We start from the raw sequence: 19,745 nt of genomic DNA, 5'->3' as shown, positions 1-19,745 counted from the left end.
AGCACATGAGCGGTGACATGAACTTTTATCGGAAATTTAAACAGGATATATTGCTATCGATTAACACCACGATGCCGGCGAAAGTATTGGCATATGATCAATCAAGCCAAGAGGCGAAAGTGCAGCCACTCTACAAGACGAAAGAAAGAGGGCGAGACCCCATTGCGCTTCCGGTCTTGGAGGGTGTGCCGGCACTTTCGCAACGGTTTAGTGTCGATGGCATCGTAAAAGAATACCGTCCCGTATTAAGGCCTGGGGACGTTGTGTTGCTGTCGTTCTCTCAACGGGAACTAGATGATGTATTGGGCGGTCAACCCGCTTATCCGAATCCAACCCGCTTATTTCCATTGACTGGCGCGGTCATCATAGGGGTGATTCAATGAAGACTTTCCAATTAGATGCAACCGGAGATATCGCCTTTGACCAGGACGATTTTTTAATGGTGGACGAAATAGAAGAAGTCCGCCAAGGCTTATACATTGCGCTTTCTACCAACAAACGGGAATGGTTTTTGGATCCGGCTTTTGGTCTGGACTTCAGGTCGGTTACAGGTAAAAGTACAGATACTCAGATTCGAGCGGCCGTCATCGAAGCAATCAGCCAGGAAGAACGCGTGGAACTGATTGAGGATTTGCGGATCAACAGAGATCGTCAGTCTCGAAGGCTCTCGATCTTTTTCCGTGTCCGGATCCGCAGCGGAGAAACGATAGAAAGCGAGGTGCTGCTAAGTGCTCAGTGAGCAAGGGTATCGACGAAAAACATACGATGAAATATTGAACGAGGTAGAAAATAAAGCACGTGAGCTGTACGGCGAAAACCTCAAGCTCGGGAAGAGATCGGTTATTGGCATTCTGCTGATGATCATGGCCTGGTTTCTTTCCTTGGTCTGGAAAGATAACGAAGATGTATATTATTCCGGCTTTGTTGGGACGGCCAGCGAGAAGAACCTGGACCGACTGTTGCCTCTCGGTGGCATTCGTCGTAACTTGGCCCGCTATTCGATTGGCAGCATCACGATTCAAGGAACGGCGAACTACGAGGTACCGGAAGGCTTTCAAGTGGCCACGCTTGCTGACGTGTTTTTTGAAACAACGGAAAGTGTGGTGCTGGATGCAGCAGGGGTCGGAACAGCTACCATTCAAGCGCAATTGCCGGGGCGCACTGGCAATGTCAGCGTTGGAATGATTCAGGTAATTGTGAATCCGGATGCAAACGTAGACTCGGTGAATAACCTGATTGAAACTGCAGGCGGCCGTGAGCGGGAAACGGACCAGGAAGCCAGGGAGCGCTTTGGGGTAAGTGTCGAAGGATTAGGTGCTGCCACAGTTCCATCCATTCGTGCGAGCTTACTGAAGCTTCCAAACGTTCGTGCTGCTTCAGTCGTAGACAACTATGAAAACGTCGTGGATGCCGATGGAAGACCGCCGCATTCTTTCCAGTCATATGTTTTGGGTGGAGATGACTTGGAGATTGCAGAAGCGATCTTCAATACAAAGGCAGGCGGTATTCAACCCTATGGCGATATCGAAATATTTGTAGCAGACGATGCCGGGTTTGACCATAAAGTCGGATTTTCCAGAGCGGAAGAGGTTGTTATATACGTTCGCTTGGCCATCACGAAAGATGCCTCTTTTCCGGCAGATGGCGGAGAACGAATCAAGCAAACACTCATCCAGTTTATTGGCGGAGAAGACGCTGAAGGTGCCCTGTATGCAGGACTGAATATGGGTGACGATGTGATCTACTCACGGTTGATTTCGCAAATTTTCAAAGTGTCCGGAATTGAGGACTTAACGCTGGAGCTTTCGACTGATGGAATAACCTATGCAGACGGCAACATTGCGATTGACCGGCAGCAGGTCGCTCAGACGGACAGCGAGAACATCGAGGTGACGATCGTTGTATAAAGCCGCTTCGATTCTAAAAAGATTCTCTGACGTATTCAACAAAAATGAAGATAGCAATCTAGGGAAAATCATTCAAATCTTTTCCCAGCAGCTGCAAGAAATCGAGCAGACGAACATTCGCATCAAAGAATGGCGAAACGTGGATAGTGCCGAAGGCGTTGGCCTTGAACTGATTGGTGAAAACATCAAACAGCCACGTGGTGTCGCAACCGATGAAGTGTATCGGGTCCTGTTAAAGTCAAAAATCGCTCGAAATTTATCGACTGGAGACATCAATACAATTATTCGGGTGCTTTCTCTGGCATTAGATGCAGATCCATCTACTATTCACATTCAGGAAAAATGGGGAGATCCCCTCGAGCCAGAACCGGCAGCCATTAAGATGATTGAAGTGCCATTGGCCAAAATTAACGAGTCCGGAATTGCGCCCGAACAATTTGTCCGGATTGTCCAAAAAACGGCAGCGGCTGGAGTCAAGGTCGCCTCTATCGAAATGACGGGAACTTTTCAATTTGGTGGATTGCCAATGGAAACGGATCCTGATGCCGGATTTGCAAACATCGAAGGGACCACAGGAGGCTATCTCGGCGCTGCCTTTACACCTTCGAACAATCAAGACTTGCCAATATAGAAAGGAGGACATGGAATGTCGTTTCAAGAGGAATTATTAGGATGGAATGCTCCAGGAATAGAGCCTCCTCAGTCGTTGAAGGATACCGGATGGGAGGCGCAGCAAAAACCGCCGGCTCCTTATTTCAACTGGACGTTCTATTTGCTAGATCAAGCACTGTTAGAACTACAGGAAAATGCGGTCCATAATGACCGGGTTGGCGTTGCGGGCGGAATTGCGAAACTAAATGAGGCTGGAAAACCGCTAAATGCGGATGGATCCTTAGCAGGAGAAGTTACGGATGAAGAGTTTGCAGCACATACAGGAAATGCCAGCATTCATGTTACTCTCGCTAAAAAATCGGAGTGGGATGCCAAAGAAACACCATCTGGAGCTCAAGCTAAAATCAACACCGCGATTGCTGCCCTGATTGATGGCGCACCAGGAGCGATTGATACGCTGAACGAGTTGGCAGCTGCAATGGGAGATGATCCAAACTTTGCGGCTACAGTTACAAATGCGCTAGCTTCCAAGGAAACTCCAGCCGGGGCACAGGCAAAAGTCGATACTCATAACAGCAACAAGAATAACCCGCACCAGGTCAACACTACACAAGTAAACTACTTGGGGAGTTACGTGAGAGCATCGACAGATCCTGCCAACTCTTATCCCTTAGGCATCTCGGTTTTATTCGTCGGACCATCTGTGGCAAACGGTAGTTGGCTATCCTACGGGACTGTTACAACCTATCGGTCTTTTGCCTCTAATGGGGGGACGTATCAAACTTATACACCCTACAGCGAGACACTTGGTGGGGGCGAATATCGTATAAGATACTGGCAGTATCAAGCAACTGATTGGGGAGCTTGGGAAATATTCGAGTCGACCGAGGGCGCCCAGGCAAAAGTCGATATCCACGAAGGGAAAAAAACCAACCCACATGAAGTTACAAAATCGCAGGTCGGTTTATCGCTAGTTGACAACGTAAAGCAGGCAACGAAAAATGAATTTGACACGCATGTAGCAAATGTCGTTGCGCATATAACAGCAGCTGAACGAATTTCCTGGAATGCTAAGGAAACGCCTAGTGGGGCTCAATCAAAAATTGATGCTGCAATTGCTGCATTGATAAACGGATCTCCTGGAGCACTTAACACATTGAACGAACTTGCTGAAGCGATGGGAGACGACCCTAACTTTGCCGCAACGGTTACTAATGCCTTGGCAACCAAAGAAACTCCTGCAGGCGCCGATGAAAAAGCAGAAGCTATAAGAACATGGGTAAAATCTTTTGGCATATCTGGCGGCGTACCCTTAGCCGGTGGGTCAGACTTAAATAATCTAGTTGTTCCGGGTTTTTACAGCTTTAGTAGTGGCATTTTAACTAATGCACCTACTTCGGGCGCAGGGCACTTACTTGTATTAAATAGACTAGATAACCTTTTGCCTACTCAAATATTTACGAGGGTGTATACAGGTAATATGTACACAAGATCCAGAACAGGGGCTACATCTGATTCAGCTTGGACACCGTGGACACACTTCGAAACCACTGCAGGTGCCCAGGCAAAAGTCGATATCCACGAAGGGAAAAAAACCAACCCTCACGAGGTAACAAAAAGCCAGGTCGGGCTCGGCAATGTTGCGAACGTCGAACAGGCAAGCAAAACAGATTTTGAGAACCACACAGCAGCAGGTGCGTCGACGACAGCCGTTGGCCATGTACAGTTGTCGTCCGAAGTTACCAGTATAGATGAAACAAAAGCGGCCACACCAAAAGCAGTGAAAACAGCAATGGACAAAGCAAATGCAGCGATCCCTACCAATGAGAAAGGTGTTGCGTTGGGCGTTGCTACCTTAGGATCGAACGGTTTAATTCCAGAAAATCAGCTTCCAGTAATTCCAGGAGGTTACTTCAACAATCTAGCAGAAATTACTGTTCACTCTTTAGATGCTAGGAATTTATCAGGCACTCAAACACTCTTCAATGTTACTGGCTCAGGAGTAATTATTGCTGGTCACATCAACCGAACTAACCAATCTCCGAATGCTATTTTAACCATTGACGGAGTAAACTTCAGCTTGCCAACGGCGTGGGCAGACTCTTCATCTGCAGGGGATATAAATGGGGCGCCCATACCATCTATCCAATTTGAAACTTCAGCCAGATTAACGTTTGCTGGTCTGAGTTCTGGTGCTGTCTGTTACATCAAAATGGACTAATACCTATAGAGGAGGGATATATCTTGCACACTATTAGGATTAAAGACGGAAGAATTGCCGGAACTATCATCGGAAGTTTAAAGGGTGTTCAAATTTCTGAAGAAGAAACGTTCGAAACGTTTGAAACGGCTGAAGAATTTCAAGCACGAGTATCGGCGTTGCAAGAAGCTTGGCCACAAGAACCACAGAAGCCTTCGGTTGAAGAGCAAATGGCGGAAAAAGACCGGCAAATCGAGGAGTTAAAGACAGAAGGTATTTTAAATATGCTGGCTATGACAGAGATGTACGAAACCAATATTCGTTTGGGGGATGAGAACACGAGCACGATGATGGCAGTAGCGGAACTATACGAAATGATGCTTGGAGGTTTATGAAATGGCGAAAATTTACGCGACACTCATTCAAAAAGGATTAAAAAGAATCGAGGACGTACCCGAAAACCTGCGAGAAGAAGTGCAGGCGATTCTGGATGAATCGATTTAAGCGAATCTATTACACCTGCAAACTAACAAAGGAGATGGACGATTTGGCTACTATTTACGCTACATTAATAATTAAAGGTTTTAAAACATATGCAAAGGTTCCGGCAACGATTCAGCCACAGGTGAAAGTGGTTTTGATTCAGTTGGAAGCAGAGCATCTTGTAAATGAATAATAAATCAAAAACATATTATTCCCTTTTACTAACATTGTTGCTATACTCAAATGGGGAAATAAGCAAGAAGAACTACGCTGATGGCACGCCGTATGCGATGAAAGTCGCTTGTGCGGTGTAGGCTTGTTATAAAACCGAGAGACAGAGAAGGTATAAGACAAGAATAGCGAACCAGAAACACCAGTATTAGAAGAAGCGCCGGCTGTAACAGCACTAAATCAGAATTACAATGGTACTATTGATTTCAGTCTTGATTCAGATAATGCTGATTGGAGAGAAAATCTTACTTCAATCACATTTAGTATTGACAATGGAACTCCGTTTGAATTTATAACTTCAGTAGACCGGTCACAACCTGGTGTATTAACTTCAGGTGCTTCCTATGCTGCTAATGGGACATGGACTTGGACATTTAAGTCTGAGGGTTATGAAGATGAAGTTACCCAAGCTGTAATTCAGTAATTAGCATGAACAATTGAACCTCACCTTTTGGTGGGGTTTTTCTTATGATGTAGTTGGATCATAATTTGTCGTAACGAAAATTAAAGGACTTTCCTTCCTTTTGTCGAATGTTGGTGAAAGGAAGAGGTGATGGTATGAGATGGGAATATAAAACATACAATTGGAATGCTGCTGCTACAGCGAGAAGTCAAGAAAATTTAGTTGAAGATTTAAATGTGTTAGGAAAAGATGGTTGGGAAGTTGTAGACTCGGTGCCTACGGAATTTAGAGGTGACGAAGGAATAACCGAGCAAGCCGACACAGTGGTGTATCTATTAAAAAAACAGTTATAGAATAATCAAAGAGCATCCAATCGGGCGCTCTTTTTTCTATGTTCTAAATATCATACTTTCCACGAAAATCATCAATGACTCGTCCTGCATCATCTGAGCTCAATCCTAAAGTTAAGAAATACGCGTGCATGTGGTCATAGAGCGAATCGTATTGCAGAATTTCTTCAGATAGAGATTTCTCATCTAGGTTTTGTAGATAGAGTATATGGGCCTGAATAAACTTTTTCGTTAGGGGATCCACTTATTCACTCTCCTTTTATGAATATAAAGAACTATATCAAATTAATTTATGCAGGTCAATATAAATGGTTATTTGGAATTAAAATGAGAGATGAGGTGGATTGAGATATGCCAGAGGGTTCTATGTTTAAAACGGTAGAGGAACATGATTTGTTAATTAAAGAAGATATTTTGCCTCGTTTAGAAAAAGTAGAAACCATTCAAAATGATACAAAAAGCGAGATAAAAGAAGTGAAGTCAGAGATTCAGGGAGTCAAGACTGAATTGACAGCTGTGCGGACTGCTCAGAGCAGCATGGAGCTGACTGTTTTAAAAGATGGCCAACACACGAGGGATCTGTTAAATCAATTCGTCAATCATTACTTCGCAACTGACGGCAAAGTAATGGAAAGCAAGGAGAAAGTCACCATGCGAAAACTAAGCAAAAGTGAAAAGGTTTCGATTGCATTTATCGGCATGTTAAGCGGCGGAGGGTTAGTCGCAATTACACCAATCATTTTGCATTTTTTGGACACGGCTTCTAAATAAAAGGAGGAACCCATAATGACTGCAGTATTATTTTTTGCATCAATGTTGGCACCCATCATCACAGGGCTTGTACAAATGTTTAAAAAAGCTTTTAATATACCGACAAATTACATCCCGGTCTTGGCTCTACTGATTGGATTAGCAGTCGGTTTCGCAGGACAGAATTTTACTGATTTGGATCATATCAATCGATTATGGGCAGGTGGTCTGGCAGGTCTTGCAGCTACCGGCCTTTTTGAATTGGTGAAGCAGCGCGAAAATAAACGGGAAGAGGAGGAATTCTAAGATGGCAAAATTATTGAATGATAAAGGTCATGGTGTTAACACGTGGCCGCCAAGTAAAGGCATACACGCAACCGGTGGTGTACAGGGAATGGCAGAGCATGACTTTAATGCCGCTGTGGGTGATGAAGTAGAACAATTGCTGAAGGGCAAAATAAATACGTATGGCGCACAGCCGAGCAGAGGGAAAGATGTTTCGCTTACAGCCCGGGCGAACGCGTACAACGTGGAATATCGCAAGGATCGAACATCAATCGGAATGTCTCACCATGGGAATGCAAATGGCAATAAGGACGTAAAAGGTTTTGGTGTTTTTTATTGGAAAGGTTCTGCAAACGGCAAGAAATTGGCGCAGATGCTCCTTGCTGCATACAAGAAAGAGTTTCCTGGCTATCCAATTTGGGGCAGCGGTATTTTCGAGAGTAAAGTAGGAGACTGGACAAACTTTGCAATCCTCCGTGAGACAGAAGCGCCCTTTGTATTGATTGAGTGGGATTTCTTCACGAACAATGAAGCGCGTAAACGGATGCTCACTGCAGACTACCGGAAGCGTTGCGGGAAGGTGGCAGCAAGCGTTGCGTGCAATTGGTACGGCCTTAAATTCGAATATGAAAAACCTTTGCAAGTAGTTAAGCCTGCTACACCTAAACCCTCTGTATCCATTGCTTCACCTAAACCTAACGAGGACGACGAAGTAGTCTATAAAAAAGATGCACAACCACCTAAATCATTAGAACGTGAATGGGAAATTGGTAAAAAGCTTAAAATTACTGATGGTAGCTTTGCAGATAAACCGACAACCAAAGCAGAAGTTGTTGCCTTAATCGTTCGGTCATTGGAACTTAAATAGAATACATGAACTCGTTGCATATGTATTCTAACCCTTTTGACTCCTTAAAATAGTTAAAAGGGTATTTTGTTAATTATTTGTAAATCTCAAAATGGCATTGTATTTCTATAATGTAAATATTATACTAAATAGGGTTAAAAATAATAAAGGAAGAATGTGATAGGGAAATGAGAAAACAGGTTATTTTATTTATGCTAACGGTTGTATTAGTTATATCATCTCTTGGATTATCACCGAAGAAAGCAGATGCAGATTTCGATGATAACTACAATCTTCTGTATTACGATCTATCTCGATTGGTATATGGAGTTGAAGGAAATACTTTTACACAAAGAAATGAAATTTCAACTAAAATTAACGCGGCTCATGGTGCTGGGAAATTTTCAGTTATTTCTGCAGTTACTAACGATAGAAGAGATGGAGCAAACTTCCATCCTATGAGTACCGATTCAACTGGAAGTTATCAAAGATTTATGGATAGCACAGGTTTTAAAGCAATGGCAGTAGTTGCTCCAAGAAGTGAAAAACTATTTATTTCTTTTGCTGGCACTGACACCTCATTTAGTAGTATACCTAGTACGCAGGACGCAAAAACTGCAGCTGCGTTACTTACAGGAAAAGCTCCAGGACAATTATACCAAGCGCAACTTTTCGTAAACTATATTTATGAAGCTTTTCCTTCATATCGCAACTATGACTGGTATTTCACTGGACATTCACTTGGCGGATGGCTTTCTTCAAAGGTTTATCTTGATATCCGCGCTGCTAATTGGGTACTGCCAACTAAAGATAAATTTAAATATGCTGGCGGAATTAAAAAGAAAACTATAAGTGGTGTATATAACTTTAACCCTTTGCCAATTCGTAGAGGTCAAATGAGCACAACTCAATGGAATGCGAATGTAAATAAAGTTTATAGCGCAGATGTTAAAAATCTTATTATTGACAATGAGTGGTTAAATGGTGTTTACGACATGAATAGGAGTGACTTGGCCTATATTGGTCAAAAAGGGGAAATTAAGCAAGAAAATGTCCTTCATTATTCAAGATTAAATTACAGCTCTAAGGGTACTATAGTTGATACTGGTGACTACTTAAGGCAAGCCATTCTTGCACAAAAAGAAATTTTGAGCGCACATTTGCTCAAAACTTTAAAACCATATGTAGGTAAATAAGATATAACTAAATAATTTTTGATTCTAAGCTTATTATATAGAAGGAACTTAAAATGAAGCAGTTTCATTTTGCCCAACAAGCATTTAAAAATTTGCCCAACTTTTGCCCAACTTTCCAACTACAAATAAACATAAATAAACAAAGCCGACTTTTAAGAACGTTGATTTATCAGTACTTTGTCATATGTAAATACGCATAAAAACACCAGGTATACAATCCGCACAAGTGTACATCCTTGGGAACGCGAGCAATACTTGAAAATGTATTAATAGTCATACCGCTGAAGCTCTGGGCTTCAGCGGTTTTTTTATTTGCCTAATTTTAATCATCTTGATTTAAAAGGGGGTAGATAGTTCTCGAAAGTAATGAGCAATTTATGAAAAAGTAGTCAAGGAAACGGCAGTGAAGTACATGTGGAATTATTTTACAATCAGTGTGGAGGTTTAGCAACAAGTAGCTTATAACGAGGAGACCGGACGGAACATCAAGGACATCATTCCGCACGATACGAACATTTTTGTGGAGGCAAGGATTTACGACTTGTTATAGGCACCACAATTTGATCAAGAACGTGAACCCATGACTGATGAACCAGAAAAGGCAAAGAAGCAAAGTGTTCATGACGAACCGTTAGATTAAAGAAATGAAGAAGGGGGAGTGTATCTCTCCCTTCTAAATTCATGAGGAGTGAAAATGTTACCAAATTTTTCTAAAGAATAATAGACTACACCAAAATATTGAGAAATCGAAGGAGAATTGGTGAATGATAAAGAGCCAGAATCTAAAAGAATATATCTGACGGAACTGGACTAAGGAACTTTCCCACCAAGGCGTAACTCAGGGGCCGAGCGAGGGGCCGCTGCAAAATCTAAATTTTGGTGATCTACTTAGACTGAAAATTCGCCAGGAAGTAAGAAAAGGGATGAACAACTGATGAAGAGGGCTGCATCAGTTGTTGACCGGCACTCCCTGCTCATCAAAAGTAATCCAAGGCGAATCGTCATAAGTTAGCTTTGGGTAGTCCATCCCTCTTTCTATGCTACGACCACCTATAAGATCATCGGGTAAACCCGGTGAGTGTAAGACCGTTAACATCAATCGTTCCTCTGATCGATCATACGTGTACTCGTAATGCATATCGGGCTCATCTTCAAATTTATAGATAACTTCCCAGTAACCTTGCTTGCTTTTTTGTGATACTTTTTTCATCACGGTTTCGGAGTCTGCGCCTTGTGCTTTTAAATAAGCGGTGGTTCGTTCTTCTGCTTTTTGCTCATAGTATGGGAAGTTGTAATACCAATAAAGACAGAATCCAAAAACAATAGCGAGTAGGTAAAGAAGTCTTTTTTTGTATTTCAATCTTTTCATCTCCTTTTCTTTTCAAAATTGTACCAGAAATGTATATAGAAAAGAGAAGGGAAATAAAATAAATAATTTCAGGCTAATAAACCGTCAGTGCTTAAGTAGTAAAGGGTTATGTCAGGAAAGAACCTATCATTTTCATACAAAGCACAATACCGAGAGGAGGAAGAACATGTCGATAAAATTGAATGCTGCTGTGTTAGCACTCTGGATTACGTAGATCGTGGCCTTTGACCGCAGTTATAGACGTCATGCCATGTGATAAACGCACTCATAAAACGGGAAGAGCATGACGATTTCTGAAAGCTTCCCAAGCTACTATCTGGCAAAGAATCCAGCAAAGCGTATTTACCATCGCTGCTGCTTAGTCATATGGATTGGTCAAGAAGTTCATATGTTTAAATAGGACGAAGTTAGAAGAGTGTGCTCCAGAGCTTTTTGACGTTTCCCTATCTCAAGTCAATGCGTCCCAAAGTAACTAGAATGTAGCAAAAATAGGTGACTGTATGATGTCAAATGGTATTAGAGGGTTCATTACCGGACAGAGTGCGGATTTGCTGATTATCGTTGATCCGTTTAAGCACTCAGAAGCGATGAATTCGAAAACAATTCGTGACAAAGTATGGGATGAACAGGAGTTCGCGCTTCCAATCAGCTTGAATAAAGGCGTATCTGTCATTGCGATCATGAAGCACTGACATGAGAATGGTATCATTGATCGATTGCATAAACGTTCTTCGCATGAATGGAAGCGAATTTGAAATCCCACTCGGGTAAAAGACGAAGATGACTTGCTTGATCACGAAATAGGCAAACCATTTTGTCCGGAGTTATACTTTAATAAATTTTAGACTGGTAACCCGGAATTGGTTCACGTTGAGAATGAAAGATGAGAAGCTGAGTAACGCAATCAAGGAGTGGCTGCGTATATTGAAAACGAAAGAAGTTTTCAAGGACATGTGGCAGTTTGAGAGAAAGACGGGGAATAAAGATGTGGCCATTGAAAGTTCGATACGTCTAAATACAACTTGAATACTACGTAGTTAAAAGCGGGATATAACGGTTCGAACACGAGTTCATCAGCCAACTATATAGAAGAAACTTATTTTGATTGAAATATATTATGAGCACACAAGATTATTGTTATCGATCAATTTTCATCTATTACTATACATCAATAAATAAAGTAGAGTTTAATAATTTTAGACTGATCAAGTTTTAAAATCTATGAAAATCTTTAAAAAGACCGAGTATATAATTCGCACAAGCGTCCACCCTTTAGAAAGAAAGCAATACTTGAAAATATATTTATAGTCAAACTTTTGAAGCTTTCGAGGTTGGGGGGTCTATTAAAAGTTAAATAGATCTCAAGTAATAAAATCATTCCAGTTTAGTGTAATAGGAAGCGATACAAAAAGAGAAAAAGACAGTCTTTTCAGACCGTCTTTCTCTCTTATTTTTTTGTTTTGAGAGGTATAGCGCTCCCGAATATAATGCCCAATCCCATACCCATAGCAAGGCCGATAGCTAAATTGTCTATCGCAATCCCAATAGCAGATCCAATACTTACCCCGAAGGCAATACCAACACCTATATTTGTTTCACGCTTATTGCTTTTATTCTTGTTCTCTGAGAGTTCTTTATCATCCGTCATAAAAATTGCCTCCTTATTTCTGAGTCTGATTTTTATTTTTCGATGTGAAAGCATAGAGGCCTAAAAAGATAACTAGCAATGCAGGGATGACTGTAGCACCCATAGAATTACCTCCTCGTATAAAAACTTGTTAATACTAGTACGGATACAAAGGATAGAAGTTTCGTTAACAAAAAGTTGTAACTGGAATACGCAATATTTTACATAAATGAATATAAGTTTTGAAAGAACTAATTTATTAAGAAAACTCTTACTTGGAGAAATACTATAACCCCAACTATGCTAATAAAAGCCCATACAACCTCCCAAAACCTGCATCTTCAGCAACAGCTCCCATTATAAAGTTGATAAACATCTGTAAAGTTCAGTAAAAATTTCAGTGCTTAATTTGTTTACAGGAGAATTTTTCGGGTTATAATTAAGTGCAGCCAATATGTTTAATAACTCATACTGAATTTTCCTTTTTAACGAAGGAAGATTTTGTGGGAGGGGATTAAATTGAGGAAAATCCAAGGACTTCCAAGTCTTATTGAGTATTTGGAGTCAGTAAATTATCCGCTGGCTGCAGAGCAGATTACAGATTTGATGTCGAAGAGAAAGATTCCGCACCGCAAAGCGTTCCAGGACACTGTGATTTTTAATTTGGAACACATCGACTGGTGGATTGCTGAGCAGCGGAAACGATGATGAGTTAAAGAATGTGCTTAACAAAAAAGAAGATCTCGGCTCCCGTTCTGCAAAGAAATGGGAACGGGGTTTTCCTTTTTTTTGGTAACTTTATACACTTTTGAGCGTCTACTGTTATAATAATGTAAAAAGAAGGGAAGATCGGCTATGCGTTTTTTGAAAACAATTCTTATCTTCCTCATATTTTTTTCATTCGCGGGAATTGGTGCTTATGTAGTGGGGCCGGATTTTTCAGCCGACCGATTGGTTGCAAAAGCGACAGAGGAACTGCGAAGCTCGGGCCAGATGGAAAAAATAGTGGAGTACGTTGAAAGTGATCCGCAAATGATGGAGTACGTTGAAGAGGCTCAGGCGGCTGAACAAGAAAGTGAAGCTTTGCCATTTGAAACAAGCGATGATGCAGCGGGCACCGTCATTAAAAAAGTGGGCATTACCGACTTGGCCAAGATGAAGTCAGGGATTGAGGACGGCACAATGTCTGCAGAACAAGTGATTCAGCAATTGGAAGAAGATCTCAGTGAAGAAGAAATGCTGGCGCTGAAAGTGCTGATGTATCAAGAAATTTACAAACAGCAATAACACATAAAATATGGTAGACTGATTCACGGAGACAAAGTAAATAATTCGAAGGAGGCCATTGCATGAAAACATTTCAAGTAGAATTTAATTTTGATCAAGGAAACACCATTGTTCATAACGTCCAGGCTGTGGACAAAGAATCGGCACTGGGTAAAATTCCTTCCAATGGTACTTATGAAATTTCTGATGTGGAGACAGGCAATATTTATCGCATTACAATCAATTTGGTTAATTATATAAAAGTCAGCGAGTTGTAGAAGAACTTTTCTCGATAAGCTGCACGCGGGTGCTGCTTATGCAGCATCTTTTTTGTGCCCATATGTCAAAGCAAGCAATTTGAAACTGGAGGGATTAGATGAATTTCAAAGGGTCAAGCGCATACGAAGAAAAGGATTTTTTAGCAAATTACCTGCAAAGAAGAAACCGGATTGACAGCCCCAATAATAGTATTGAAAAACCGGTGATTTATGAACTTCTTGGCGAGTTTCAAAACAAACGGATACTGGACTTAGGCTGCGGGGACGCCACTTTTGGCAAAGAGCTTCTTCAAGCGGGCGCAAATCAGTACCACGGCGTAGAAGGATCTCGGGCGATGGAGAGGCTGGCAAAAGAAAATCTAGCAGGGCTGAATGCGCGCATCAGCTTGGCTACTATGGAAACTTTCGCTTATCCAAAAGAGAGCTACGATATTGTGGCTTCACGCTTAGCGATTCACTATTTGCCGGATGTGGAACGGCTGTTTAAACAGATTTACCAGACGTTAAAGCCGCAAGGAACCTTTGTCTTTAGCGTCCAGCATCCGCTGACAACCAGTGCTTTTGACAGCAAAAAGTCTGGAGAGAAAAGAAGCAACTGGATAGTGGATGATTATTTTAATGAAGGCGAACGGCAAGAGCCTTGGATTGATAAAGTGGTGGTCAAGCATCATCGAACCATCGAAAGTTATTTTACAGCATTAACGAATGCAGGGTTTAGCGTTACAGGACTTCAAGAGGGCATGCCAAAGCGGCAGCATTTCGAGGATGTTGGCGAGTTTGATAGAAGAAAAAGAATTCCGGTTATTTTGGCTTTCAGCTGCGTGAAACTCAAATAATGAAAAGTTTACATAATAATAATACAATGAAAAAACACCGGGAAGACTGCTCCCGGTGTTTTTTAGTGAATCTGGCGGTAGACGCCGACAACTTTACCAAGGATGGAAACTTGGTCAACGATGATAGGATCCATCGATGAGTTTTCAGGCTGCAGACGGAAATAGCTTTCTTCGCGGAAGAAACGTTTGACTGTTGCTTCGTCTTCAGTCGTCATCGCTACGACGATGTCACCATTATTTGCAGTTTGCTGCTGTTTAACAATGACATAGTCGCCGTTTAAAATGCCGGCTTCAATCATACTTTCACCCATAATTTCCAGCATGAAGATATGATCATCTTCTGTACCATAGCTCTGGGGCAGTGGGAAGAATTCTTCCACATTTTCAATAGCTGTGATGGGAATACCAGCGGTTACTTTACCGATTAACGGCACATGCAAAACTGGACTTTTATCAATAAGCGCTTCGTCAGTGCTGATTACTTCAATTGCTCTTGGTTTTGTTGGGTCGCGGCGAATCAAGCCTTTGCTTTCAAGCCGTGCCAAGTGGCCGTGTACGGTCGAACTGGATGCCAAACCGACTGCTTCGCCAATTTCACGTACGGACGGTGGGTAGCCTTTTAAGCGAACTTCTTCTTTTATGAATGTCAGAATATCTTCTTGGCGCTTGGATACTTTTTTCAACAGTTTCACCTCATTTGAGTAATTCTACTTAATTTCTACCAATAGTATACCAACTCGGGCTGTGAAATGCAAACATAGGTTCGAATTTAATTCTTGACAACAACACCTGTTCGCCTTATTATGAGAACATACATTCCGAACATACATTCTCAGGAGGCGATCAATTTGACAATCATTCGACAAAACTTTTACTTAATCGCGTTTTTTGCTTTAATTGTGGCATTTACTTTGTACGCAATTCTGTCCCATAATACTAATAGTGCGCAAATGAGCCAAGTTGAAATAGAAGAAGGCGACACACTTTGGACTTTAGCTGAATCGTTCAGCGGCACAACCCCCCATCACGAATGGATAGAAGAGATTATGAAAGAAAACAATCTTTCTACTTCTAAAATTATTGCAGGGCAATCTCTTAAAATTCCCAGCGATCAATTAAAATTTGCTCCTGATGAGACCACTAAATTTGCAGGTGATACTGAATGAAAAAAAATGCATTAATTTATTGCCGTGTCAGCACGACCAAAGATACTCAGGAATCTTCACTTGAGAGACAGGAAGAGGAACTGATGAAATTTGCATTTGAACAAGGCCATCAAGTGGATGCTGTGTTTACCGATCAGCACAGCGGCTATGAAATGGACCGTGAAGGGCTGCTCGAGATGCTGAATTCGATCAAAACCGAGCAAGTCGACGCGGTATTCGTCCAAGACGAAACACGTTTAGGGCGGGGCCATGCCCGCATTGCGCTGCTGCATGTGATGAAGAAATACGGTGTGGAAGTTTACACGCTATCAGACCGGGGACCCATCGCATTAAATGACATGGACGATATGGTTCTCGAAATTCTGGCGATCGTCGAAGAATACCAGCGCAAAATACATAATGCCAAAATTAAGCGGGGCATGAAGCGCGCTGTGGAAAATGGCTATCAACCGGAAAAAAATCTAAAAGGCAAAGGCAATCCGGATGGACGGGAGCGCCTGGATTTGCCGATTGACCAAATAGTCAGCTTGAAGACCAATGGCCTGACATTCAGCGAAATCGCAGTAACGCTTCAAGGCTTTGGCTATCAGGCGAGCAAAGCAACCGTCCATCGCCGCTATAAAGAGTACGAACAGCTGATGAAAGACTAAAACGTTGCAGAAACCTGACTTTTTTTGTACCATATGTACAGAAGAAAGGTGGATGTCTATGTTATCGCCAGACAAATTAAGTCGCATAAGCCAGCTGTCACGGAAGTCAAAAACTGCTGGATTATCGCAAGAAGAAGCAAAAGAGCAATCCGCGCTGCGTGAGGAATACTTGCAGACTTTCCGCAAAACAATGCGCGGCACAATTGAAAATGTAAAAGTGATTGATCCGAACGGAAACGATGTAACTCCGGAAAAGGTCAAAAATCTTCGAGAGAATAAGTATTTGAATTAACTACTTATTCTCTTTTTCATTGTATTCTTTTCTATTGTTGACTAAACTAATAATGAATAATATTTTTTTTTGAGAGAGGATGTTACTATGTCAACCCACGCAGATCAACTTGCAGTGACTACAATTCGTACACTTTCCATCGATGCTATCGAAAAAGCAAATTCTGGCCATCCAGGATTGCCAATGGGCGCTGCTCCAATGGCGTATACATTATGGACTAAACACATGAACCACAATCCAAAAAATCCAGATTGGTTTAACCGCGACCGTTTTGTGTTGTCGGCAGGACACGGTTCAATGCTTTTATACAGCTTGCTTCACTTGAGCGGCTATGGTTTAGAAATGGAAGAAATCCAGAATTTCCGTCAATGGGATTCAAAAACACCGGGACATCCAGAATATGGCCACACGACTGGCGTTGAAGCAACAACAGGGCCACTAGGACAAGGAATTGGCATGGCAGTCGGCATGGCTATGGCTGAGCGCCATTTAGCGGCTACATACAATAAAGAAGGTTTGAATATCGTTGATCACCACACGTTTTCATTATGCGGAGATGGCGATTTAATGGAAGGCGTTGCCGGGGAAGCCATTTCTCTTGCGGGTCACTTGAAATTGAACAAACTGGTTGTACTTTATGACAGCAACGACATTTCATTGGATGGGCCGCTTGGCAAAAGTTTCTCTGAAAATGTGCAAAAGCGTTTTGAATCTTACGGCTGGAACTACTTGCGCGTAGATGACGGCAATGAATTAGACGATTTGTCTGAAAAAATTGCACAAGCTAGAAACTCTTCAGACAAACCTACATTAATTGAAGTGAAAACAGTCATCGGTTACGGCGCTCCAAACAAATCCGGTAAAGCTGATGCTCACGGTGCACCGCTTGGCGAAGATGAAATGAAATTGGTTAAAGAATACTATGAGTGGACGTTCGACAAAGATTTCCACGTGCCTGATGAAGTTTACACAACGTTCGAAAAAGCAACCGAAGAACTAGGCGCTAAAGCTGAATCTGAGTGGAACAAACTTTACGAACAATACCAATCGGCACATCCAGAATTGGCTGAGCAATTGCAAAAAGCAATTCGCGGCGACCTTCCAGAAAACTTTGATGCTGAATTCCCAACATACGAGTTTGGCCAAAAACAAGCAACGCGCTCGTCTTCAGGTGAGATGATCAACGCGATTGCGAAAACGGTTCCATCCTTCTTTGGCGGCAGCGCTGATTTGGCAGGATCTAACAAAACCAACATCAAAGGCGCTGGTGACTTTGACGCGGAGCATCCTGAAGGCCGCAACATTTGGTTCGGCGTTCGTGAATTCGCGATGGGCGCTGCGATGAACGGTATGGCTTTGCATGGCGGTTTGCATGTCTTTGGCGGAACGTTCTTCGTCTTCAGCGACTATGTACGTCCGGCAATTCGCTTAGCTGCATTGATGGGTCTTCCTGTAACGTATGTCTTCACGCATGACAGTGTAGCCGTAGGGGAAGATGGCCCAACGCATGAACCGGTCGAACAATTGGCTTCTCTTCGTGCAATGCCGAACTTGAGCGTTGTCCGTCCTGCAGATGCCAATGAAACAAAAGCAGCGTGGCGTTTGGCGTTAACAGCTAAAACTACACCAACTTTATTGGTACTTTCACGTCAAGACTTGCCAATTCTAGAAAACAGCGCAAAACTGGCTGAAGCCGGTGTTGAAAAAGGGGCATACGTCGTTTCACCTGTTGAAAATCCACAAGCGCTATTGCTGGCAACTGGATCTGAAGTGAGCTTGGCTGTAGAAGCACAGAAGCAATTGGCTGAAGAAGGCATTGCTGTATCTGTTGTGTCAATGCCATCTTGGGACCGTTTTGAAAAACAAGACAAAGAATACAAGCAATCTGTTATTCCGAAAACAGTTAAAAAGCGTCTCGCTATTGAAGTCGGTACTTCATTCGGCTGGGACCGCTACACAGGCGACGAAGGCGACATTTTGGCCATCGACCGTTTCGGGGCAAGTGCACCGGGCGAACGGATTATGGAAGAGTTCGGCTTTACAGCTGGTAACGTAGCAAGCAAAGTGAAAAACTTGATCAACGAAAACTAAGTGGGAGAATGGAGGCAGCTAATGCCTCCATTTTTTTGTTCTTTTTGCCGTAAACACCTGGATTTATACTTAGGAAAGCTCAGAAACGACTTTTCTAAGCGAAGTTTCTGTTAATTATTATCCTCCTTATGGTCATGAATCTTTTTTTATAGTATAATCCATTGTGGTGCACTACTTATTTACGCAACACGAAGGAGGTAACAAGAATGGATACATGGATCTGGATCGTAATCGTTATCGTGGCTTTACTCGCAGGTGTTGCACTTGGATTCTTTATCGCACGTCGATACATGATGAAATATTTGCAAGACAACCCACCAATTAATGAAGAAATGCTGCGAATCATGATGATGCAAATGGGACAAAAACCGTCTCAGAAAAAAATCAATCAAATGATGTCTCAGATGAATAAAGCGTCGACTAAACCTGGCAAACCAGCTAAAAAATAAAAAGTACTCTGCGGAGTGCTTTTTTTATTTTGTCTTGGAACAGCTATTAAATCGCCGCAGAACGGGTATGTTGCCTGTAAGATCCTGGTTTTATTGCTTTATAGAAAGTAAGAAACAGAGGAGGCGTTCTAAATGGCGGATCATGAAGAGTTGAAGTTTTACTTGCCGGTTATCGAAGAAGATGAAAAAGAAAAAGGCAAATTCCATCTGGAAAGCACGAGTTTAACGAAAGCATTTCCCGTATCGCTGGACAAAATTCAGGAACTGGTAAAAGACATGACGGACTACAACTTGGATACCATTGAATTGCATGTCACGGGCATTGTGAAAAGCGGACCGATTACCGAGTTGTTTATTGGAGCAGAAGGACAGGCGGGTATGAAGCTCGTACTGAATAAGAAAAAAGCGCCTTCAAAGGAGTAGCGGATTTACTTTTGAAATACGAATATTAAATAAG

General features: G+C 42.2%; 28 protein-coding genes and 1 pseudogene. 25 read left to right on the top strand and 4 right to left on the bottom strand.

Annotated features, from left to right (window positions below; genetic code table 11):
- The first annotated feature begins 5 nt into the window (after positions 1–5).
- From AC4EG4_RS01820 to AC4EG4_RS01775, 10 genes and pseudogenes are all read left to right on the top strand, one after another.
- On the top strand, positions 6–383 hold the full coding sequence (locus tag AC4EG4_RS01820; protein WP_490986775.1) for a Gp138 family membrane-puncturing spike protein: 378 nt from the start codon (positions 6–8) through the stop codon (positions 381–383).
- Positions 380–739: a contractile injection system sheath initiator gene (locus AC4EG4_RS01815; protein WP_490986774.1), complete on the top strand. Its 360-nt coding sequence runs from the start codon at positions 380–382 to the stop codon at positions 737–739. The genes AC4EG4_RS01820 and AC4EG4_RS01815 overlap by 4 nt, the downstream gene beginning before the upstream one ends.
- Complete coding sequence (locus tag AC4EG4_RS01810) at positions 729–1,907, top strand: baseplate J/gp47 family protein (protein ID WP_490986773.1); 1,179 nt, start codon at positions 729–731, stop codon at positions 1,905–1,907. The genes AC4EG4_RS01815 and AC4EG4_RS01810 overlap by 11 nt, the downstream gene beginning before the upstream one ends.
- Entirely contained in the window at positions 1,900–2,538 is a 639-nt protein-coding gene (locus AC4EG4_RS01805) for a hypothetical protein (protein WP_490986772.1), read from the top strand. The genes AC4EG4_RS01810 and AC4EG4_RS01805 overlap by 8 nt, the downstream gene beginning before the upstream one ends.
- A gap of 15 nt (positions 2,539–2,553) precedes the next feature.
- The gene (locus AC4EG4_RS01800; RefSeq protein WP_490986771.1) at positions 2,554–4,740 is read left to right on the top strand and encodes a tail fiber protein; all 2,187 of its coding nucleotides are present in this window, start codon (positions 2,554–2,556) and stop codon (positions 4,738–4,740) included.
- A gap of 23 nt (positions 4,741–4,763) precedes the next feature.
- On the top strand, positions 4,764–5,114 hold the full coding sequence (locus AC4EG4_RS01795; protein ID WP_490986770.1) for a hypothetical protein: 351 nt from the start codon (positions 4,764–4,766) through the stop codon (positions 5,112–5,114).
- A 1-nt stretch (position 5,115) separates the two neighbouring features.
- Complete coding sequence (locus tag AC4EG4_RS01790; RefSeq protein ID WP_490986769.1) at positions 5,116–5,223, top strand: CD1375 family protein; 108 nt, start codon at positions 5,116–5,118, stop codon at positions 5,221–5,223.
- Positions 5,224–5,266: 43 nt separating this feature from the next.
- A complete protein-coding gene (locus AC4EG4_RS01785) occupies positions 5,267–5,395 on the top strand; it encodes a CD1375 family protein (RefSeq protein WP_490986768.1) in 129 nt (42 codons plus the stop codon).
- A gap of 234 nt (positions 5,396–5,629) precedes the next feature.
- Positions 5,630–5,857, top strand: a pseudogene (locus AC4EG4_RS01780) (hemoblobin-interacting domain-containing protein); the annotation flags it as partial.
- Between the two features lie 134 nt (positions 5,858–5,991).
- Positions 5,992–6,189 carry a DUF4177 domain-containing protein gene (locus AC4EG4_RS01775; RefSeq protein WP_490986767.1) on the top strand — a complete coding sequence of 66 codons (198 nt, stop codon included), beginning with the start codon at positions 5,992–5,994 and terminating at the stop codon, positions 6,187–6,189.
- Between the two features lie 43 nt (positions 6,190–6,232).
- Here AC4EG4_RS01775 and AC4EG4_RS01770 read toward each other — a convergent pair whose 3' ends face one another.
- Complete coding sequence (locus tag AC4EG4_RS01770; protein WP_490986766.1) at positions 6,233–6,430, bottom strand: hypothetical protein; 198 nt, start codon at positions 6,428–6,430, stop codon at positions 6,233–6,235.
- Between the two features lie 107 nt (positions 6,431–6,537).
- On the opposite strand from AC4EG4_RS01770, the gene AC4EG4_RS01765 reads away from it, so the two are divergent.
- From AC4EG4_RS01765 to AC4EG4_RS01750, 4 genes are all read left to right on the top strand, one after another.
- Positions 6,538–6,957 carry a hypothetical protein gene (locus AC4EG4_RS01765; protein ID WP_490986765.1) on the top strand — a complete coding sequence of 140 codons (420 nt, stop codon included), beginning with the start codon at positions 6,538–6,540 and terminating at the stop codon, positions 6,955–6,957.
- Positions 6,958–6,972: 15 nt separating this feature from the next.
- A complete protein-coding gene (locus tag AC4EG4_RS01760) occupies positions 6,973–7,242 on the top strand; it encodes a holin (protein WP_490986764.1) in 270 nt (89 codons plus the stop codon).
- A gap of 1 nt (position 7,243) precedes the next feature.
- Positions 7,244–8,089 (top strand): N-acetylmuramoyl-L-alanine amidase family protein, encoded by an 846-nt coding sequence (locus AC4EG4_RS01755; RefSeq protein ID WP_490986763.1) that lies wholly within the window; start codon positions 7,244–7,246, stop codon positions 8,087–8,089.
- Between the two features lie 167 nt (positions 8,090–8,256).
- Positions 8,257–9,264 carry a hypothetical protein gene (locus AC4EG4_RS01750; RefSeq protein ID WP_490986762.1) on the top strand — a complete coding sequence of 336 codons (1,008 nt, stop codon included), beginning with the start codon at positions 8,257–8,259 and terminating at the stop codon, positions 9,262–9,264.
- Between the two features lie 949 nt (positions 9,265–10,213).
- Here AC4EG4_RS01750 and AC4EG4_RS01745 read toward each other — a convergent pair.
- Positions 10,214–10,624 carry a hypothetical protein gene (locus tag AC4EG4_RS01745; protein ID WP_490977991.1) on the bottom strand — a complete coding sequence of 137 codons (411 nt, stop codon included), beginning with the start codon at positions 10,622–10,624 and terminating at the stop codon, positions 10,214–10,216.
- 512 nt (positions 10,625–11,136) lie between these two features.
- Here AC4EG4_RS01745 and AC4EG4_RS01740 point away from each other — a divergent pair.
- A complete protein-coding gene (locus tag AC4EG4_RS01740; RefSeq protein ID WP_490986761.1) occupies positions 11,137–11,325 on the top strand; it encodes a hypothetical protein in 189 nt (62 codons plus the stop codon).
- 755 nt (positions 11,326–12,080) lie between these two features.
- Here the strand turns inward: AC4EG4_RS01740 and AC4EG4_RS01735 are convergent.
- The gene (locus AC4EG4_RS01735) at positions 12,081–12,281 is read right to left on the bottom strand and encodes a glycine zipper domain-containing protein (protein ID WP_490977993.1); all 201 of its coding nucleotides are present in this window, start codon (positions 12,279–12,281) and stop codon (positions 12,081–12,083) included.
- Positions 12,282–12,779: 498 nt separating this feature from the next.
- Here AC4EG4_RS01735 and AC4EG4_RS01730 point away from each other — a divergent pair, with 498 nt between their 5' ends.
- From AC4EG4_RS01730 to AC4EG4_RS01715, 4 genes are all read left to right on the top strand, one after another.
- Positions 12,780–12,968: a hypothetical protein gene (locus tag AC4EG4_RS01730; RefSeq protein ID WP_490977994.1), complete on the top strand. Its 189-nt coding sequence runs from the start codon at positions 12,780–12,782 to the stop codon at positions 12,966–12,968.
- 147 nt (positions 12,969–13,115) lie between these two features.
- Positions 13,116–13,547 (top strand): hypothetical protein, encoded by a 432-nt coding sequence (locus AC4EG4_RS01725; RefSeq protein ID WP_490986760.1) that lies wholly within the window; start codon positions 13,116–13,118, stop codon positions 13,545–13,547.
- 62 nt (positions 13,548–13,609) lie between these two features.
- Positions 13,610–13,804 (top strand): hypothetical protein, encoded by a 195-nt coding sequence (locus tag AC4EG4_RS01720; protein ID WP_490977996.1) that lies wholly within the window; start codon positions 13,610–13,612, stop codon positions 13,802–13,804.
- 98 nt (positions 13,805–13,902) lie between these two features.
- On the top strand, positions 13,903–14,640 hold the full coding sequence (locus AC4EG4_RS01715) for a class I SAM-dependent methyltransferase (protein ID WP_490986759.1): 738 nt from the start codon (positions 13,903–13,905) through the stop codon (positions 14,638–14,640).
- Positions 14,641–14,702: 62 nt separating this feature from the next.
- Here AC4EG4_RS01715 and lexA read toward each other — a convergent pair whose 3' ends face one another.
- The gene (gene lexA / locus AC4EG4_RS01710; RefSeq protein WP_490986758.1) at positions 14,703–15,323 is read right to left on the bottom strand and encodes a transcriptional repressor LexA; all 621 of its coding nucleotides are present in this window, start codon (positions 15,321–15,323) and stop codon (positions 14,703–14,705) included.
- Positions 15,324–15,488: 165 nt separating this feature from the next.
- Between lexA and yneA the strand changes: the two genes are divergently transcribed.
- The 6 genes from yneA to AC4EG4_RS01680 all read left to right on the top strand — a co-directional run bounded on the left by yneA (position 15,489) and on the right by AC4EG4_RS01680 (position 19,711).
- Positions 15,489–15,806: a cell division suppressor protein YneA gene (gene yneA / locus AC4EG4_RS01705; RefSeq protein WP_490977998.1), complete on the top strand. Its 318-nt coding sequence runs from the start codon at positions 15,489–15,491 to the stop codon at positions 15,804–15,806.
- Entirely contained in the window at positions 15,803–16,456 is a 654-nt protein-coding gene (locus AC4EG4_RS01700; protein WP_490977999.1) for a YneB family resolvase-like protein, read from the top strand. The genes yneA and AC4EG4_RS01700 overlap by 4 nt, the downstream gene beginning before the upstream one ends.
- Positions 16,457–16,514: 58 nt before the next feature.
- Entirely contained in the window at positions 16,515–16,748 is a 234-nt protein-coding gene (locus tag AC4EG4_RS01695; protein WP_490978935.1) for a DUF896 domain-containing protein, read from the top strand.
- A gap of 87 nt (positions 16,749–16,835) precedes the next feature.
- On the top strand, positions 16,836–18,839 hold the full coding sequence (gene tkt, locus AC4EG4_RS01690) for a transketolase (RefSeq protein WP_490986757.1): 2,004 nt from the start codon (positions 16,836–16,838) through the stop codon (positions 18,837–18,839).
- A 206-nt stretch (positions 18,840–19,045) separates the two neighbouring features.
- Positions 19,046–19,288: a YneF family protein gene (locus AC4EG4_RS01685; protein WP_058384996.1), complete on the top strand. Its 243-nt coding sequence runs from the start codon at positions 19,046–19,048 to the stop codon at positions 19,286–19,288.
- A 132-nt stretch (positions 19,289–19,420) separates the two neighbouring features.
- A complete protein-coding gene (locus AC4EG4_RS01680) occupies positions 19,421–19,711 on the top strand; it encodes a hypothetical protein (RefSeq protein WP_490978014.1) in 291 nt (96 codons plus the stop codon).
- The last annotated feature ends 34 nt before the right edge of the window (positions 19,712–19,745 follow it).

Source organism: Planococcus sp. TJ-201 (assembly GCF_058268495.1).
The sequence above is the reverse complement of the archived record's forward strand: the minus strand, read 5'-3'. Positions and strand labels throughout refer to the sequence as shown.

Coding starts and splice junctions, on each gene's coding strand:
- AC4EG4_RS01820 (WP_490986775.1), top strand. CDS start 6: ATGAGCGGTGACATGAACTTTTATCGGAAATTTAAACAGGATATATTG.
- AC4EG4_RS01815 (WP_490986774.1), top strand. CDS start 380: ATGAAGACTTTCCAATTAGATGCAACCGGAGATATCGCCTTTGACCAG.
- AC4EG4_RS01800 (WP_490986771.1), top strand. CDS start 2,554: ATGTCGTTTCAAGAGGAATTATTAGGATGGAATGCTCCAGGAATAGAG.
- AC4EG4_RS01790 (WP_490986769.1), top strand. CDS start 5,116: ATGGCGAAAATTTACGCGACACTCATTCAAAAAGGATTAAAAAGAATC.
- AC4EG4_RS01775 (WP_490986767.1), top strand. CDS start 5,992: ATGAGATGGGAATATAAAACATACAATTGGAATGCTGCTGCTACAGCG.
- AC4EG4_RS01765 (WP_490986765.1), top strand. CDS start 6,538: ATGCCAGAGGGTTCTATGTTTAAAACGGTAGAGGAACATGATTTGTTA.
- AC4EG4_RS01760 (WP_490986764.1), top strand. CDS start 6,973: ATGACTGCAGTATTATTTTTTGCATCAATGTTGGCACCCATCATCACA.
- AC4EG4_RS01755 (WP_490986763.1), top strand. CDS start 7,244: ATGGCAAAATTATTGAATGATAAAGGTCATGGTGTTAACACGTGGCCG.
- AC4EG4_RS01750 (WP_490986762.1), top strand. CDS start 8,257: ATGAGAAAACAGGTTATTTTATTTATGCTAACGGTTGTATTAGTTATA.
- AC4EG4_RS01740 (WP_490986761.1), top strand. CDS start 11,137: ATGTCAAATGGTATTAGAGGGTTCATTACCGGACAGAGTGCGGATTTG.
- AC4EG4_RS01735 (WP_490977993.1), bottom strand. CDS start 12,281: ATGACGGATGATAAAGAACTCTCAGAGAACAAGAATAAAAGCAATAAG.
- AC4EG4_RS01725 (WP_490986760.1), top strand. CDS start 13,116: ATGCGTTTTTTGAAAACAATTCTTATCTTCCTCATATTTTTTTCATTC.
- AC4EG4_RS01720 (WP_490977996.1), top strand. CDS start 13,610: ATGAAAACATTTCAAGTAGAATTTAATTTTGATCAAGGAAACACCATT.
- AC4EG4_RS01715 (WP_490986759.1), top strand. CDS start 13,903: ATGAATTTCAAAGGGTCAAGCGCATACGAAGAAAAGGATTTTTTAGCA.
- AC4EG4_RS01700 (WP_490977999.1), top strand. CDS start 15,803: ATGAAAAAAAATGCATTAATTTATTGCCGTGTCAGCACGACCAAAGAT.
- AC4EG4_RS01695 (WP_490978935.1), top strand. CDS start 16,515: ATGTTATCGCCAGACAAATTAAGTCGCATAAGCCAGCTGTCACGGAAG.
- tkt (WP_490986757.1), top strand. CDS start 16,836: ATGTCAACCCACGCAGATCAACTTGCAGTGACTACAATTCGTACACTT.
- AC4EG4_RS01685 (WP_058384996.1), top strand. CDS start 19,046: ATGGATACATGGATCTGGATCGTAATCGTTATCGTGGCTTTACTCGCA.
- AC4EG4_RS01680 (WP_490978014.1), top strand. CDS start 19,421: ATGGCGGATCATGAAGAGTTGAAGTTTTACTTGCCGGTTATCGAAGAA.